Below are 15765 nucleotides of genomic sequence, written 5' to 3'. Positions count from 1 at the left end.
GGAGACCCTCTGGAAACACCGATTCGCCGCCACCACTCATACTCAGTTTCAGCCCGCACAGCGCCCGCTGTGTGGGCTTTCCGTATTTACTGCAAGTCCGTTCCGGAACCGTAGTGCACAATACTATCAAAATCTGAACCAAATTTCGATAACCGCTAATATATTTGGAGTGCATCTTATGCGAGCACGAGAGCGACGTGTCACATATGCCAGAGTCGACGCAATCCGACGCGGCCTCAATCTTTAATTTCCTATCCCGTCCCTGCTGTCGGGAGATTACGTACTACCTCTTGGAAAACCGCGAGATGTCCGTCGAAACGCTGAGTCGACGGCTGACCGCCGAGGAGCACGACGTTACACCCGAGCGAGAGCAGCGTCGAGTACGAACGTCGCTTATACACGATCTTCTTCCCCGACTCGAGGAGGACGGGCTTCTCGAGTTCGATCCCCGGAGCGGAAGCGTCACGCGGACGGAAGCGTTCGATGCGAGACGCGACGAGATCGAACGCGCTCGTGCGCTCGACGAGGGATTGAGACGGGACGAGGGCCCGCTCGAGTCGGTTCGATACGCCGAGCCGTCGGCGGCCCGGCTCGCGAGCTCGAACGACTGACGGAACGCCGAGAGGCGCTCGGACGCGCCGATACGGTATCGAGTTCGATCCTCGGGCTGACTGGTGGGGGCTGCTGTATCGAGGTACCGGTGTAATCGCGGGACGGTTGCGATCGTGCCGAAGCCGGCGCGCAGCGGTCCGTACGGGGAGTACCGCTCGGGTCGCGTCGCTCGAGAAGGCGGAAGTGTCGCCCGGAACACTAACGTCCAGCCTCATTCCGTGGCGGCGTGCCGCGTCGGCTGGCTAACCCTCGTGCCGGGCGGGGGACGTTCGTCCCCGGACGTGACGGCGTCCGTCACGATCGAATTCGGCTGTCGCGTGCCCGGGTTCGCCGTGCTGTCATCGCACCCGGAACGGGTTCGCTCGGACGGGGACTAAAGGCACGCATCGGTAGTAGGGCGGTGGGTCCTTTAAGTCTTGTTCGCGGGCGGTCCGAACGCTCGCTCGAGTCGCCGGAGCAGGGGTTATTCGCCCGGGCGCAACCGCATCTGCGATCGGTCGAGGGCGGAGCGCGGACGCTACTCGTCTTCGGGAACGCTGTACGTGCTCGGGTCCGGCGCCGGGGGGACGCCGTCGCCGTCGCCGGGCTGTTCGGCGAGGTAGGAGAACTCGCCCGTGCCGTCCGGAGCGGTTCCCTGGGTCCAGGGCGCTTCGGGGTCCGGTTGCTGCCCCCGTCTGGTCGACATGAACGCGTAGTTGACGTCCTGATTTTCCTCCTCCTGCGGGAAACTCGCCGGAACGGGAAGCGGGTCCTCGAGCGAGTCGAGGGCCGCGAGCCACTGGTTCTGGTGCATCGTATCGCGCGCGATAAGGTACGAGAGCATATCCTTCATGCCGGGGTCGTCGGTGTACTCCCAGAGGCGGGTCGCGAGGGTGCGTCCGGTGCCCTCGGCCATGACGTTCGCGTAGAGGTCGCCGGCGAGGTTCCCCGATGCGACGACGTACCCTCCCGTGAACGGGACGCCGTTGCTGTCGACGGGCATCGCCGACTGGCCGGCGGAGAGGAACTGTCGCGGGTTCTGTCCGGTCATCGCCGCGGCCGTCGACGCGACGTTCTCGGCGTCCTCGCTCATCTGCTTGGACGAGCCCCGGAGGTTCTTCGTAACGGCCGTCGCGAGCATCTCGATGTGGCCGAGCTCTTCGGTCGCGGTCTCCATCAACAGCTTCCGATACCCTTCGTACTCCTCGGGGAGGGCCCAGGCCTGGAACATGTACTGCATCGCGACGCGCATCTCGCCCTCCTGCCCGCCGATGGCTTGCTGAAGCAGTTTCGCGAAGTGGGGATCCGGCTCTTCGACGGTAACCTCGTACTGGAGTTCCGGTTCGTGGAAGAACATCGGCTTATCGGGCCACAGCGAACGGAATAAAACCGGCCCCTGAACGGATATCCGAACGGTTCGGGCCCGTATCGCCACGGCGAACGACTACGAACCCCTCGGTGATGCTACCGCGGACGTGAGTTCGATGCATCCAGCCAACGCTCGATCGATGTCGCGGCGGACCTTCGCAAGTACGCCGCGCTCTCGACGAGCCTGCTCGTCGGCGGCTCGGGGTCGACCGCGGGAACGCCTCGAGAGGACGGTTCCGAACGGGCGAAACTCGAGGAGGGGATGATGGCTCCCTATCAGGTGGTTCCGGGGTCTCGAGTGACGGTCGTCGAGCGAGACGTCGGGTGGCGGCCCCAGGGGATCGCGTCCCACGACCGGGCGAGCGTGGTCCGCTACGATCACGCCCCCTCGCTGCGAGCGATCCTGTTGACGGTGGCTCCGCTCCGGGAGGATCGTTCGCTCGCGCTGAGGGAGCCACGAGAAGCGGTGTCGGAGGCGAATCGCCCCCTCGTTACCGTCGTCTCGACGCTGGGAAGCCGGGCGGTTCCGGAACGCGGTGAGCCGTCGACGCGGCGGCGACGCCGACTCGACGGGGCCGTCGCTCAGTAGAAGTACTCGTCCTCGGTCAGCTGGACGTAGCGCCCGTCGCGGTAGGAGAACTTGCGTCTCTTGTAGGCTGCAAGCAGCTTCGTCGCGCCGATCCCCGCGGCGTAGGTCCGCTCGAGGATCGCGTTGCCCTTCTCGGCGCCCTGCATGTCCGCGACGGTCTCGAACGCGCGGTCCCAGTCGTCGGGCTCGTACTCCGCGACGATGTCGGCGAAGGCGACGTTCCGGACGACCTCGTCGCCGATCGCGCGCTTCCAGATTTCGTTGTAGTTCTCGAGGGAGTCCGTCGCGGCGAGGCGGCCGGCGATCTTGCCCGTGCGAACGGCGACGTGGTATCCCCCCTCGTGGAACGCCGAGGTCGTCCCCATCGCGCCGCCGGCGACGGCGATGTTCGCGCCGACCGGGGAGTCGATCGGTCGCGTCGAGGAGATCGGGTACGTCTCGGTTCCCTTCGACTTGCCGCGGTCCTCGACGATCGGGATGTCGGTCTCGACGTCGTACTCGTCGCCGTACTCCAGTTCGAGCAGTCGGCGGACGTACTCGGCGCCGGAGGGGAGTTGGTCGTCGGTCGGCTCCAAGAGCGCGTAGGCGCCGGGGTTGGAGACGTCCTCGAGGTCCATCCCGATCGGCATCGTCAGGCCGACGCGGGCGACGGTGCCGTCGTTGGGGAACACCCACGGGTAGGCGGTCTCGCCGGGCATATATCCCCACCAGAACTTGAGGCGGTTCTCTTCGAACAGCTCGGGCGGAAACTCCCGGTACTCCTGGTAAGCGATGTGGTTCGCTTCGGGCGGCGAGAGGTGATCCGAAACGCTCCGTCCGGGCGGGGTGAACTGATCCAGCGCCTCGAGGGTGATCCGGCGCTGCGGTCCGTCCGCGAGGACGACGTACTGGGCCTCGAGTCGGTCGCCGTCCGAGAGCGTCAGCGTGTGGGTCGGCCCCTTCGGACTCGAGGCCCGCAGGTTGGTCTCGAGGGATTTGACCCCGGTTCCGACCCGCAGGTCGGCGCCGGCGTCGCTCGCGCGCTCGTGGAGCCAGTCGTCCATCCGGGCGCGGTTGAAGGTGTAGCCGAACCGCGGGTAGTCGGTGTCGATCCCGGTGGTCGCGAGTTCGAGGCGGCTCGACGGGCTGACGAACTCGGTGGCGTCGAGCTCCCGGAGGATGACGTCGTCGGGAATCTCCCGGTAGTCGAAGTCCATGATATCGATCCAGTAATCGAGCATGCCGGCCGCGTCGGTCGAGTCCGGACCGAGCCCGTCGCGGTCCTCCCGCGGGACCCCCTGCTCGAACAGGACCGTCTCGGCGCCGTGTGCGGCGGCCCGTTCCGCCGCACAGGCGCCGGCGGGCCCGCCGCCGACGATCGCGACATCAACGCGTTCCATACTTCCTTGGCACTGGACGGCCCGTATTAAACTGCCTGAAGTTCGGATCGACCGCCGGCGGCGGTACTCCCCGCGAACTGAACGTTTTTGCCGCCACCGCTCGAGGCACCTGATATGACGGACCTTCTCGTGTTGCGCAAGGGAACCCACGGAACGCCGATCGAACGGTACGCCCAGACGCTCCGGGAGCGGCTCCCCGACCGAACCGTCGAGCTCGCTCGCACCCCGACCGCCGAGCGCGAGCTGATCGAGGACGCCCGCTTCGTCACCGGGATGACCCTCGAGGAGGAGCTGCTCGAGGACGCCGACGCCCTCGAGGCGTTCGCCTGCGCGTACGCGGGTACCGGTCACCTCCCGCTCGATCGACTCCGAGAACGCGGCGTCGCGGTGACCAACGCCTCGGGCGTTCACGGGCCGAACATGGGCGAGCACGTCCTCGGAGCGATCTTACACTTCACCCGCCGGTTCCACGTCGCCGAGCGCAGGCAGCGCCGCCGGGAGTGGCGCCACTACAGGGCCCACGAGCTTCAGGGGTCGACGGTGACGATCGTCGGCCTGGGCGCGATCGGGCGGGCGACCGCCGAGCGCCTCGAGCCGTTCGACGTCGAGACGATCGGGGTGCGCTACACGCCGGAGAAGGGTGGTCCGACCGACGAGGTCGTCGGCTTCGAGGCCGAGCCGTTCGAGGACGCCCTCGCCCGGACCGACTACCTCGTGCTCGCCTGTCCGCTCACCGATCTCACCCGGGGGCTGATCGACCGGGAGGCGATGATCACGCTCGATCCCGAGGCCGTGATCGTCAACGTCGCGCGGGGACCGGTCGTCGACACCGACGCGCTCGTGGATGCGCTGCGATCGAACTGGATCCGCGGGGCTTCGCTGGACGTCACCGACCCCGAGCCGTTGCCGGAGGACCACCCGCTGTGGAACTTCGGGAACGTCCAGATCACGCCACACAACGCCGGGCAGACGCCCCGGTACTACGAGCGGCTGGCCGACATCGTCGCCGAGAACGTTCGCCGGTTCGACGAGGGAGCCGACGAGCTCCGCAACCAGGTCGTCCCCTGATACCCGGCCGTCCGGGACACCCGGAGCCGAGAGTGAGAGGCGGCGCTCGCGGTCCGATCTCGGCGAGGGAAAATACGCGATCGCGTCCCTAGAGGTAGCCGTTCTCGAGCAGCAGTTCGCCGTTCAGAACGCTCGCGCCCGCGGCGCCGCGGATCGTGTTGTGTGCCAGGCAGTTGTACTGCAGTCCGAACGACGACTCGCGCAGTCCGCCGGCGGCGACGGCCATCCCGTCGCCGAGCGACCGATCGAGGCGGGGCTGGGGACGGTCGGGTTCCTCGAAGACGTGGATGAGCTGGTCGGGCGAGGACCGCAGTTCGAGGGAGGGATACGAAGCCATTGCGTCGGCCGCGTCCTCGGGGGAGAGTTCCTCTTCGGTTTCGACCCAGACGTTCTCGAGGTGGCCGTCGATCGTCGGGATCCGGTTACAGGAGGCGGCGACCTCGACGCCGTTGTGGCTGAGTTCGGCGCCGTCGAACTCGCCGAGTAGCTTGCGCGATTCGGTCTCGAGTTTGTCCTCCTCGCTGCCGATGTAGGGGATGGCGTTGTCGATGATCTCCATCGAGGAGACGCCGTCGTAGCCCGCTCCGGAGACTGCCTGGAGGGTGGCGACGTGGACCGACTCGAGGCCGTACTCCGCGAGCGCGGCCAGCGTGGGAACGAAGGTGATCGTCGAGCAGTTGGGGTTTTTGACCATCGCACCGTCCCAGCCGCGTTCGTCGCGCTGGACCTCCAACAGGTCGATGTGGTCGGCGTTGACCTCCGGGATCACGAGGGGGACGTCGTCGTCCATCCGCGCGTTCGAGGAGTTCGAGGACATGACGTACCCCGCCTCGCAGAACGCGGGTTCGACCTCGGCGCCGACGCTCGAGGGGAGCGACGAAAAGAGCAGATCGACGTCGTCGGGGACCTCGTCGGGGTCGGTCGCCGTGACGGTCGTCTCCGCGACGTCCTCGGGGATCGGACCTTCAACGCGCCACTTCGCGGCCTGTCTGTACGTCTTGCCCGCGCTCGAGTCGCTCGCGGTTAGCGCGGCGATCTCGAAGTCGGGGTGGGGATCGAGAAGCTGGATCAGTCGCTGTCCGACGGCTCCGGTTGCGCCGAGTACGCCTACTCGTACTGCCATTTTCCCGTCCTCGGAGTCGTGTGCGCAAAACGGTTTGGATTCCCGCGACTGCTGCAGGGTCGGGGCCGATCGCCGGAGCGGTCCTCGGGGCGATCGCATAGAAGGGATTAAGAAACCGGAGTGGATGGTATCGATCGATGCGCTTCCACCAGAACCGACGCGGTTCAGGTATCGATCCGGCTCGCGGCCCGGCCGCCGGGGGCAGCCAGCTCCGTTCGCCTCGCACGGGGTGGTCTCGGTGACGAACTCGACCGCGGGTACGGACGGTCTCGACCTGTTCGGAACCCGGTTCAGCATCGGCGCGACGGCGGTCTCGGCGCTGCTGTTCCTGCTCGGGATCGCCCTCGGTGTGATGGGCTTCCAGCAGATGAGTATCCCCCTGGCCGGCGAGCTCTCGATCGTCACCGGGGCGGTCGGGCTGCTGTTCGGGCTCTTCTTCGGTCTCGTCGCGCTCGTCGCCGCGGCCTACATGGAGCCCGGTTTCGACGACGGCCACTGAACGGACTCTCGAGACCGCTGACACGGACCCGTCGCGTCGCTATCTGATCTTTTTGACCGAGTCGTCTGCCGGCGAGAACTCGAGCTATGCCGCCGCTTCGCCGCTTTTCTTGCGCGTGACGTAGCCGGCGATGCGGTTGCGAACGCCCTTGGACTCGACGTTCGTCAGCTTCGTGACGCTGTCTTTGTTCTGCTCGAAGTCGGTCGTGAACGCCTCCGGGTACCGCTCCAGCAGGAGGTTCCCGGTCTTCTTGACGTAGGCCGGTTTGATTGCCATACCGATGGGTTTTCCGAGCGCGCCCTAAAGCCATTCGTTCTTCGCCGGGGACCTACCAGTCGGCGTGCTCCCGGACGCGCTCGAGGGCCGCCCGCTCTCGCGGGCTCCCCGCGCGGTCGACGACGGAGGCGTAGTACTCGAGGCGGTCCCGGAGCTCCCCCTGATCGTACGCCGGGACTCCGAGCCGCGAGGCGGCGACGGTCGCCTCGATCACCGCGCCGAAGCCACGGTCGATCGTCGGCACCCGCTCGGCGACGATCCGCGACTCGACGGGACGAAGCGCCCACTCCTCCCGGCGGGTGTCGCCCTCGGTGTCCGCGCCGACGCGCTCGACCCGGACCCGCGCCCAGGCGTCGGCCGACTCGAGGACGGGATCGTCGACCTCGACGATCGAGAGCGCGGCGTCGGCGAAGGTGACCGGATCGACGGTAAACTGGATATACCCCTCGCCCCGCCGGCGGAAGTTCCGTCGGGTTCTGGTGTTGCCCCACGTCGTGGCGGTGACCGAGCCGTCGTCCTCGTCGGCGAACAGCCCGAGCGCGGCGGCGTTCCACCGGTCGTTCGGTCCGAGCGTCGTCACGACCGACTCCGTGACCCCCTCGAGCGAGACGGGCCACTCGGCGCTTTCGTCCGCCGTTCGATCGCCGTCTCGGTTCGCGTCCTCGCTCATAGCTCGACCGCTTCGCGCTCGAGGGCGATGAACAGTCCGGCCGCGGTCAGATCGGCCGTCGTTCCGGGGTTGATCCCGCGGTCGACGAGTTCGTCGGCGAACGACTCGACGGCATCGCGGTCGGTCTCGAGGGCGTCGCGTTCGACCAGCGCGGCGGCGCGGTCGGTCACCTCCGCGGCGACCGCCTCGCCGCGGCGGTCGGCGACGAGGGTGTCGGGCCGTTCCGCGAGCAGGGAGAGGAAGGCGGCGGCGGTTCGATCGAGGATCGGGCCGTCGGCCGCGGCGAGGCGCTCGGCGGCGTCGAACGAGCGCTCGAACCCGGTGACCCACTCGCGGGCGACGTCGTCGCCCGGAACGCTGCGATCCATCACGTCGAGCAGGGTGAGCCCGCGCTCCTCGAGGGCGGGGATCGCGTCGGCGCCGCGGCGGACGTCCAGCGGGGCCATTCCCTCGGGCGGGTCGGCGACGAAGACGTCGACGTGCTCGAAGGCCCGGTAGAAGGCGGCCGCGTCGGCGACGGTCGTCCCCTCGAGGACGCCCTCGACGACGGGCTGGGAGAGCTCGTGGCGGGCGGCCCGAACCAGGGGGACGAGCAACAACAGCGCGCCGAACTGGGTGTTGCCGCCCTCCTGGGTCGCCATCCCCTCGACGGCGCGCTCGAAGGCGGGGCCGACGGCCGCGCCGTTGGCGGCCAGTTCGAGCCCGTCGCGGGCGCCGACGGCGCCGGCGATGAAGTGTTCGAAACGCAGGTCCTCGAGGTCCCGGTGGCGGTCGACGTTTCCGGGTTTGGGCGTGCCCGCGACCTCGAGCAGGAGCGCGAGCTCGGCGGTGCGGTCGGGCGCAGTTCCGTCCATACCGTCGTCTACGTCGGGGGAGGGTAGAAGTACGTGTTCTTCCGCTCTGCGGGTCCGCCCTCGGCCCGGACGGACTACGACGACCGAACCGCGGTAAGTTCGCCGCCCCTGTCGACGTAGACCGTCTCCCCGTCGACGATCGCGTCGATCGGGAACCCGTCGGACCAGTGGCGGTCGTCGAAGGCGAACCGCCAGCGCTCGGCGCCGTCCTCGAGGTCGAACCCGACGAGCTCGTCGGCCGATGTGCGGTCGCCTCTACTGTGGGCGACGACGACGACGTCGCCGACGATCGTCGGCTTCCCGTAGGCGTGGGCCTCCCGGTCGTTCCACGGCGCGTCGGCGCCGGTGCTCGAGAGCGTGTGGCGCCCGTGGGTGACGGCGATATCGCCGACGGCGGCGCTGTGGAGGGCGTCGCTGACGGTGTCGACGACCGCCCCCGAGGCGGGATCGAGCACGACGATTCCCTCCTCGCCCGGCGTCTCGACGAACAGCGCGTCCTCGGTGGCCGCCAGCCCGTTCGCGGCCCGTCCCGACGGCAGGCGGGTCGTCCGCAGGGTCCGGCCCGTCGCCGGATCGAGCGCGACGACCGCGTCCACGTCGATCCCGCTCTCGCTCCGTGCGCCGTCCAACACCGCCCAGACCGTCCCGTCGGCGACGGCGACCGTCCCGTCGCTCGAGTGGAAGCCGTACGCGACCTCGCCGGGCCGGCCGTCGGCGTCGAGGCGCACGTCGACCGTCTCGCGCTCCCAGCGCAGGTCGCCCGTGTGGGCGTCGAACGCGCGAAGGACGCCGTCGGCGCTCACATAGACCGCGCCGAGGGCGACGACCGGCGACGATACCGACTCCGCTCCGCCGAGCGACTCGCTCCAGCGCACGTCGCCGGTGTCGGCCTCGAGCGCCGCGACCGCTTCGCCCGCGACGTAGACGCGGTCCCCGGAGACCGCGGGCGTTCCGGACGCGTCGATCCCGTCGGCGATACACCGACGACTCCCGTCGCTCGCGGCGAGGGAGTGTACCTCGCCGTCGGTCTGGAGGTAGACGGCGTCCTCGACGACCGCCGCGGGTCCGCTACGGTCGTACCGCCAGGCGACCCCGTTCGGTCGGCGGAACCCGTCGCTCGAGGGGACGCTCCGACAGTTGCCGATCGTTCCACCGTGGGACGACCAGCCGCTCGGTTCGGTCGCGTCGGGGGTCGCTGGGGATTCCTTCGCGCTGCTCGTTCCGGCTGCGGCGAGGGCGGTACCGGTCGCGAGGGCCGCACTCGAGACGATCACCGATCGCCGATTCCATTCACCCATACAGATAGTCATATTTTCTAACTAAATTACTGTTATGGATTTTGAAATTACAGGGTACTTGAGGGTGAGCGAACGAACGAGCGCAGCGGGCTCGAGAACGGCCGCGGGCGGGGTCGGTTCGAGGCGGGCCACGACGGCGCTCCGTCAGGAACCGGACTCGCCGCTCGAGGAGTCGTCGGCGTCGCGGTCGCGGTGTTCGGCCAGCGCTTCCTCGACGGTCAGCTCGCCGGCGGCGACCCGCCGGGCTAATCCCTCGTCGATCGCCCGGTTGGTCTCGCTTCGCTCGCGCGCCCGGTCCTTGATCATCTGGAGTTCGCCCGCGGTCGGCTCGATCTCTCGAGTTTCGACGGGTTCACCCTCGAGGCGAGCGATGTTGACGGCGGCCAGTACGTCGCCCATCCCGCGCGAACCCGTACCGAGGTACGGCGTCGTTCCCGTCTCGTCGACGAGCTCGACGCGGACGTCCTCGAGGTCGTTGACTAGCGTCGAGCTCTGCAGTCGGGCGCCGTCGCCGATCCGAACCACCGGCGAGGTCGCGTCGGCGACCTCCCGCTGGACTACGTCGACGGCGTCGGCGAGCGGAACCTGAAACGCGGCGACCACCATCTCGCCGGCCAGCACGGCGATGCCGGGCTTTCGCCCGGGATCGACGCCGACGATCGTTCGTCCGCCCTCGCCGCGGGCGGTCGTCAGCGCCTGATCGACCGCCCGTCGGGCCCCGTCGGGGTCGGCGACGACCGTCGTCACGCTCGAGAACGCGTCGGCGTGGGCCTCGTCGGTTACGAGGACGGTCGCCTCCTCGGGAATCGGCTCCTCGGGCTCGACGGTCGTGAACGCGGCGCCGCGCTCGCGCAGCTCGTTGACGACGCCGTGGTACACCTCGAAATCTGACGTGGCGACGACGATCACGGTCGCAGTTCGCTTTCGATCCGAATAAACGTACGCGAACCCCTCTGCGCGCGGCGGATTTCCGGGGGTTTTTGCGGGGTGGCGAGCAATATCGCCCGTGAACGACGAGGCGATTCCGACCGGGTGCGGGCCGATCGACGAGCTGCTCGGCGGCGGGTTCGAGCGCGGAACTGTCACGCAGCTGTACGGACCGCCGGCCGCGGGCAAGACCAACCTCGCGCTGTCGGCCGCGGTCGAAACCGCCGTCGCCGACGGGACCGCCGTCTACATCGACACCGAAGGGCTCTCGGTCGACCGCTTCGAGCAACTGCTCTCCGCGCGGGTCGACGAGGCCGCGGACGTCGAGCGGGTCGCCTCCCGGATCGTCGTCGAGGACGCGCTGGACTTCGAGCAACAGGAGGAGGCGGTCCGGGACGCCGAGGAGTTCGCCGACCGGGCCTCGCTGATCGTCCTCGACAGCGCGACCGGGTTCTACCGCCTCGAGCGAACCGGCGAGAGCGACGACGGCGAGGCGCTCCGGGGCGTCGCCCGCCAGATCACCCACCTGCTGTCGCTCGCGCGCAAGCACGATCTGGCGGTCGTGCTCACCAACCAGGTCTTCGCCGATCCCGACGCCGACCGAACGCGCCCGCTCGGAGGCAACACCTTGGAGCACTGGACCGGTACCGTCCTCCGGATCGAGCGCTTCCGAGGCGGGAACCGACGGGCGACCCTCGAGAAGCACCGCTCGAAACCCACCGGGGAGTCGGCCCAGTTCCGGATCACGGAGACGGGCCTCGAGGGCGGGGACGGCGACGCGCTTCGCTGATCATCCGGAAGCGACGGAAACGAGCGTTCTGTTCCGTCGACTCGGTCCGAAAAACAGCTACGACTGCCGGTCTACAGCTCGTTCAGTTTCCGCAGCAGCTGGCCGCGGTACTCCTCGTCGCTGGTGACGCCTTTCAGCTCTAAGACGTTGCGCTCGAGTTTGTCCAGCGCGACGCGGAAGGCGTTCTCGGCGCCGTAGCCCTCGCCGGTGCCGGCGACCTGGCCCTTGTTGGTCCGCAGGCGGATCTGACACTGCACTAGCGGCGTTCCGCGGAGCTTCTCTTTGTGCTCGGAGAAGCGGACGTGGGCGTGCATCACCTGCATGTCGGCGTACTTGTCGGAGACGTCCTGGATGCTCTCGGTGATCCCCTCGCGGGTGATCGTATCGAGCATCGAGATGTTGGTGATCTGGACGTCCATGTGCTCCTCCTCGGTGAAGGTCAGTGCCCGCAGGATGTCGGTCTTGGTAATGACGCCGATGACGACGCGGTCGTCGTCCTCGGGGGTGACCATCAGGCCGGCGTAGTCGTCCCCGAGCATCGTCTCGACGGCGGCCTCGACGGAGGTGTCGAGCGAGGTCGTCCTGACGGGGCTGTTCATGATGTCGTAGATCGGGACGTCGAGCAGCCGCTGGGTGTCGCCGACCCGGTCGCCGGTCGTCGTCTTGTGGTTCTCCCGGATGACGAAGTCGGCGATGTCGTGGGTCGTGACGACGCCCGTGAGGTAGCCGTTCTCGTTCAGGATGGGGAGCCGCGAGATGCCGTGCTCGCGCAGGTGGTTGATCGCCTTGCCGACGCCGTCTTTCTCCTGGAGCGTGACGGGGTCGGAGGTGTAGACGTCCTCGACGGTCAGCGCGTCGAGGTTCTCGAGGACGGCCTCGAGGATCGCGTCGTCGGTGATGACCCCCCAGAGCTCGTCGTTCTCGAAGACGGGCGCGACCTTCGAGTTGCTCTCGATGAGCATCCGCGCGGTCTCGCGGACGTCTTCCTGGCGGTCGATCTGGGGCGCCGGCGAGTTGCGGCTGGGTTTGATCAGCGCCGCGACCTTCGCGTCGTCCTCGACGTGGGACTGGAGCACCTCACGCTCGCTGAGAACGCCCTCGTACTCGCCGTCGTCGGTGACGATGATCCCCTTCGGGTTGCCGTCTTCGAACGTCGAACGGACCTTACCCATCCGCGTCCCGACGTCGACCTCGATAAACTCCTTCGTCGCGATATCAGCGATATTCATCGTTCGGGTCGGTCTACTCACGCCGGCGTATTTAACGTACTGCACGGTGCTGCCGGCTGGGATCAGGGACACCATTTTTCGACGCCGACTCCGTAGCCGGCGTATGGTACCCGATATCAGCGTCTTCGGCCGGTACACCTACCTCGCGACCGAGCTGTTCTGGGGCGCGATCGCGTTTCTCCTGCTTCGCCGGGCGAACGCGCTCCGGCGAGCGGGGGCGACGATCCTCGCGCTGTATCCCGTGGCGTACGCCTGGGACCGCTACACCCTCGAGGTCGGCGTCTTCGACATCAAGCTTCGGACCGGAATCGACGTCGCCGGCATCCCGCTCGAGGAACACCTGTTCATGGCCGTCGTGCCGGGACTGGTGGTCGCCTTCCACGAGACGCTGTTCGGCTCGGAGTAGGCTCGCCCTACGGGATGTGTGCAACCGCGACACTCTTGGTTCCCGACCGCTTGCCTAGGAACCATGAGCAATCGCCCTCCTCCGGGTCCGAGCGCGGACCCGACCGGCGCCGACCGGGGACTGCTGCGCGGCGTCGTCAGGCTGGTCGTCCTGGTGGCACTGGTCGGCGCGATCGCGCTGGCCGGCGCGACCTACGGTCCGGCGCTGGTCGACGATCTCGACGGGTTCGACGACGTCGACGAGATCGACGTCGGAACCCAGCCCTCGCCCAGCTCCGAGCCGCCGCCGACCGGCGAGCGCGACCCGGAGGTGACCGACCCCGACGATCCGAACGAGTCGAGCTACGAGACCGACGTCGAGACGATCCCCTCGAACGACGTCGAGGACTTCGTCCACGCCGAAGTCAACGAGCGCCGCGCCGCCCACGACCTCGAGCCGATCGAGTGGGACGGGACGGTCGCGTCGGTCTCGCGGGCCCACAGCGAGGACATGGCGGATCGGGAGTACTTCTCGCACTCGAACCCCGACGGCGAGCGACCCTACGACCGGTTTCGCGACGTCGACGACTACTGTCGGGGCTACGGCGAGAACATCGCGATGACCTGGGTCGACAGACCGGTCGAGGCGGCCGACGGCAACGGGACCGTCGAACACCGGACCGCGGAGGGGCTCGCGGAGGGGCTGGTCGACCAGTGGATGAACTCCACGGACCACCGCGAGGCGATCTTAGAGGAGAACGTCCCCTACGGCTGGGACCGCGGCGGCGTCGGTATCTACGTCGCCGAGAACGGGCAGGTCTTCGCGACGCACAACTTCTGTCACGAGTGGTGACCCCGAGGCAAGTCCCATACTCTTGGCGTCGACGCCCGTAGCAGGCGTATGGACACGACGCGGCTCTCGACGGTGCTTCGTTCGATCTATCGGACGACGAGGGACCGGGAGATCACCTTTCTCGCGGCCGGTTTCGCCTACTACGCGTTCGTCTCGCTGATCCCGCTGGTCGTGCTCGCACTCGTCGTCGGCTCGCTGCTGGGCGGCGAAGACGCCGCCGAACGGCTGGTTCTGGTCACGGGCGATTTCCTTCCGCCGGCGGGCCAGGAGCTGGTCGCGGAGGCGCTGACGACCGAATCGGGGCGGGGCGAGGCGACGGCCGTCGCCCTCGCCGTCGCCTCGTGGGGCGCGCTCAAGGTATTTCGTGGCCTCAGCCGGGCGTTCGACATGGTCTACGACGAGGTCGCCGAGGACACGCTCGCCGACGAGATCCGGGACGGGTTTACCGTGCTCCTGGCCGGAACCGGAGCGATCGTCCTGATGCTCGTCGTCGGCGCCGTCCTCGGGATCGCCGCCGACGTCGTCCCGCTGGCCGGACTGGCGAGCTGGGTGACCCTGTTGATCGGTCTCTTCCTCGTCTTCCTCCCGATCTACTACGTGTTGCCGCCGATCCCCGTCACCGTCCGGGAGATCGTTCCGGGGACGGCCTTCGCGGCCGTCGGCTGGACGGTGCTGCAGGCGGGCTTTCAGATCTACGCCGCGAACGCCGCCCGGTACGCGGCCTACGGCGCCCTCGGCGCGGTCCTCCTCTTCGTCACCTGGCTGTACTTCGCCGGCATCCTGATCCTGCTCGGGGCGGTGATCAACGTCGTCCTCGTTCGCCCGGCGCTGGCCGAAGAACCGGCGGGACCCCCGACGCCGTAGCGAGCCCCTCGAGGGCGCGGCCTCGCTGCTGGCGGGGTCAACCCAGCAGCGTGATGAGCACGAACAGGCTGCCCACGGAGGCGACGGTGGTCGCGAAGACGTTCAGCGAGGCGAACTCGGCGTCGCCGCCCAGCTCGCTGGCGTAGACGTACGTCGACACCGCCGTCGGCATCCCGAACATCACGACGCCCGCGGTGAAGGTGGCGCCGTCGACCGAGAGCGCCGAGAACACCGCCCAGGCCAGCAGCGGCATACAACACAGCTTCAGCGCGACGATCGAACCCACCGCCTCGAGCTCGACCGCGTCGGCGTCGATCTGCAGGGCGGCGCCGACACACAAAAGCGCCAGCGGGAGCGCGAGCGATCCCAGCGCGTCGAGTCCGGCCGCGACGCCGTCCGGGAACGTCGCGCCGACCGAGCCGACCGCGAGGCCGGCGAGCAGCGCGAGCAACACGGGATTCGTCGCGAGGGCGGCGAGCTCGCGGCCGATATCGGTGTCGGCCCGTCCAAAGCTGCTGAGGACGACGATCGTCAGCGGGAGCTGGACGAGCGTCACGAACCCTAAGAGCACGCTCGCGATCGCGGTCACCCGCGCGTCGAAGGTCGCGGCGACCAGCGGCAGCCCGAGGTAGCCGAGGTTCGAGTGGTACGACTGGATGATGGCGACGCTCCGGCGGTCGGTCGAGAGTCGGTCGCGGGAGGCGATCCAGGCGATGGTACCCGTCGCGAAGAGGACGATCAACGAGCCGACGAACAGCTCTGCGGAGAGCAGATCGGCGATCGACTGGTCGTAGGTCCCGACGAACACGAGCGCCGGGAGGGCGACGTAGTAGGCCGCCGCGTTGAGACGGGCGGTTCTGGTGGCGTTCAGCGCGCCCGTAGATCGCAACCCCGCGCCGACCAGCAACACCGCGAGCATTCCCAACAGCCGACCGAGAACCTCCATACGCGCTCGAGACGATCGGGATCCTTCTACCGTTCGATCTCGCACGCGGACGACCGC

The 15765-nt window shown here is 68.3% G+C and carries 18 protein-coding genes; 8 read left to right on the top strand and 10 right to left on the bottom strand.

Annotated features, from left to right (window positions below):
* The first annotated feature begins 206 nt into the window (after positions 1–206).
* A complete protein-coding gene (locus C492_RS16120) occupies positions 207–611 on the top strand; it encodes a DUF7344 domain-containing protein (RefSeq protein WP_449289511.1) in 405 nt (134 codons plus the stop codon).
* A 518-nt stretch (positions 612–1129) separates the two neighbouring features.
* Here C492_RS16120 and C492_RS16115 read toward each other — a convergent pair.
* Positions 1130–1948: a manganese catalase family protein gene (locus tag C492_RS16115; RefSeq protein WP_008425579.1), complete on the bottom strand. Its 819-nt coding sequence runs from the start codon at positions 1946–1948 to the stop codon at positions 1130–1132.
* Between the two features lie 276 nt (positions 1949–2224).
* Here C492_RS16115 and C492_RS16110 point away from each other — a divergent pair, with 276 nt between their 5' ends.
* Positions 2225–2548 (top strand): hypothetical protein, encoded by a 324-nt coding sequence (locus C492_RS16110; RefSeq protein ID WP_152424936.1) that lies wholly within the window; start codon positions 2225–2227, stop codon positions 2546–2548.
* Here the strand turns inward: C492_RS16110 and C492_RS16105 are convergent.
* Positions 2542–3927, bottom strand: a complete 1386-nt coding sequence (locus tag C492_RS16105; RefSeq protein ID WP_008425575.1) for an NAD(P)/FAD-dependent oxidoreductase — start codon at positions 3925–3927, stop codon at positions 2542–2544. The genes C492_RS16110 and C492_RS16105 overlap by 7 nt on opposite strands.
* A 114-nt stretch (positions 3928–4041) precedes the next feature.
* Here C492_RS16105 and C492_RS16100 point away from each other — a divergent pair, with 114 nt between their 5' ends.
* A complete protein-coding gene (locus C492_RS16100) occupies positions 4042–4995 on the top strand; it encodes a D-2-hydroxyacid dehydrogenase (RefSeq protein WP_008425573.1) in 954 nt (317 codons plus the stop codon).
* Positions 4996–5083: 88 nt separating this feature from the next.
* On the opposite strand, the gene asd is transcribed toward C492_RS16100, so the two are convergent.
* The gene (gene asd / locus C492_RS16095; RefSeq protein WP_008425572.1) at positions 5084–6118 is read right to left on the bottom strand and encodes an aspartate-semialdehyde dehydrogenase; all 1035 of its coding nucleotides are present in this window, start codon (positions 6116–6118) and stop codon (positions 5084–5086) included.
* Positions 6119–6356: 238 nt separating this feature from the next.
* On the opposite strand from asd, the gene C492_RS16090 reads away from it, so the two are divergent.
* Positions 6357–6617, top strand: a complete 261-nt coding sequence (locus C492_RS16090) for a hypothetical protein (RefSeq protein WP_193364867.1) — start codon at positions 6357–6359, stop codon at positions 6615–6617.
* A gap of 84 nt (positions 6618–6701) precedes the next feature.
* On the opposite strand, the gene C492_RS16085 is transcribed toward C492_RS16090, so the two are convergent.
* From C492_RS16085 to C492_RS16065, 5 genes are all read right to left on the bottom strand, one after another.
* Positions 6702–6893, bottom strand: coding sequence for a 30S ribosomal protein S17e (locus C492_RS16085; protein ID WP_008425569.1), 192 nt, complete (start codon positions 6891–6893; stop codon positions 6702–6704).
* A gap of 52 nt (positions 6894–6945) precedes the next feature.
* Positions 6946–7563 carry a DUF447 domain-containing protein gene (locus C492_RS16080; protein ID WP_008425567.1) on the bottom strand — a complete coding sequence of 206 codons (618 nt, stop codon included), beginning with the start codon at positions 7561–7563 and terminating at the stop codon, positions 6946–6948.
* Positions 7560–8417 (bottom strand): triphosphoribosyl-dephospho-CoA synthase, encoded by an 858-nt coding sequence (locus tag C492_RS16075; protein ID WP_008425566.1) that lies wholly within the window; start codon positions 8415–8417, stop codon positions 7560–7562. The genes C492_RS16080 and C492_RS16075 overlap by 4 nt, the downstream gene beginning before the upstream one ends.
* Positions 8418–8491: 74 nt before the next feature.
* Positions 8492–9715 carry an outer membrane protein assembly factor BamB family protein gene (locus C492_RS16070; RefSeq protein WP_049893137.1) on the bottom strand — a complete coding sequence of 408 codons (1224 nt, stop codon included), beginning with the start codon at positions 9713–9715 and terminating at the stop codon, positions 8492–8494.
* 144 nt (positions 9716–9859) lie between these two features.
* Positions 9860–10624 carry an Ig-like domain-containing protein gene (locus C492_RS16065; protein ID WP_008425562.1) on the bottom strand — a complete coding sequence of 255 codons (765 nt, stop codon included), beginning with the start codon at positions 10622–10624 and terminating at the stop codon, positions 9860–9862.
* Between the two features lie 97 nt (positions 10625–10721).
* Between C492_RS16065 and radB the strand changes: the two genes are divergently transcribed.
* Positions 10722–11432 (top strand): DNA repair and recombination protein RadB, encoded by a 711-nt coding sequence (gene radB / locus C492_RS16060; RefSeq protein WP_008425561.1) that lies wholly within the window; start codon positions 10722–10724, stop codon positions 11430–11432.
* Between the two features lie 71 nt (positions 11433–11503).
* On the opposite strand, the gene C492_RS16055 is transcribed toward radB, so the two are convergent.
* Positions 11504–12661, bottom strand: a complete 1158-nt coding sequence (locus tag C492_RS16055) for a CBS domain-containing protein (protein WP_008425559.1) — start codon at positions 12659–12661, stop codon at positions 11504–11506.
* 103 nt (positions 12662–12764) lie between these two features.
* On the opposite strand from C492_RS16055, the gene C492_RS16050 reads away from it, so the two are divergent.
* From C492_RS16050 to C492_RS16040, 3 genes are all read left to right on the top strand, one after another.
* Positions 12765–13067 (top strand): lycopene cyclase domain-containing protein, encoded by a 303-nt coding sequence (locus C492_RS16050; RefSeq protein ID WP_008425557.1) that lies wholly within the window; start codon positions 12765–12767, stop codon positions 13065–13067.
* Between the two features lie 63 nt (positions 13068–13130).
* Complete coding sequence (locus tag C492_RS16045; RefSeq protein ID WP_008425556.1) at positions 13131–13898, top strand: CAP domain-containing protein; 768 nt, start codon at positions 13131–13133, stop codon at positions 13896–13898.
* A 48-nt stretch (positions 13899–13946) separates the two neighbouring features.
* Positions 13947–14762: a YihY/virulence factor BrkB family protein gene (locus tag C492_RS16040; protein WP_008425554.1), complete on the top strand. Its 816-nt coding sequence runs from the start codon at positions 13947–13949 to the stop codon at positions 14760–14762.
* 37 nt (positions 14763–14799) lie between these two features.
* Here C492_RS16040 and C492_RS16035 read toward each other — a convergent pair whose 3' ends face one another.
* Positions 14800–15708 (bottom strand): AEC family transporter, encoded by a 909-nt coding sequence (locus C492_RS16035; protein ID WP_008425553.1) that lies wholly within the window; start codon positions 15706–15708, stop codon positions 14800–14802.
* Between the last annotated feature and the right edge of the window lie 57 nt (positions 15709–15765).

The sequence above is a fragment of the Natronococcus jeotgali DSM 18795 genome (genome assembly GCF_000337695.1).
In the GTDB taxonomy this organism is placed as follows: Archaea; Halobacteriota; Halobacteria; order Halobacteriales; family Natrialbaceae; genus Natronococcus; species Natronococcus jeotgali.
The sequence above is the reverse complement of the archived record's forward strand: the minus strand, read 5'-3'. Positions and strand labels throughout refer to the sequence as shown.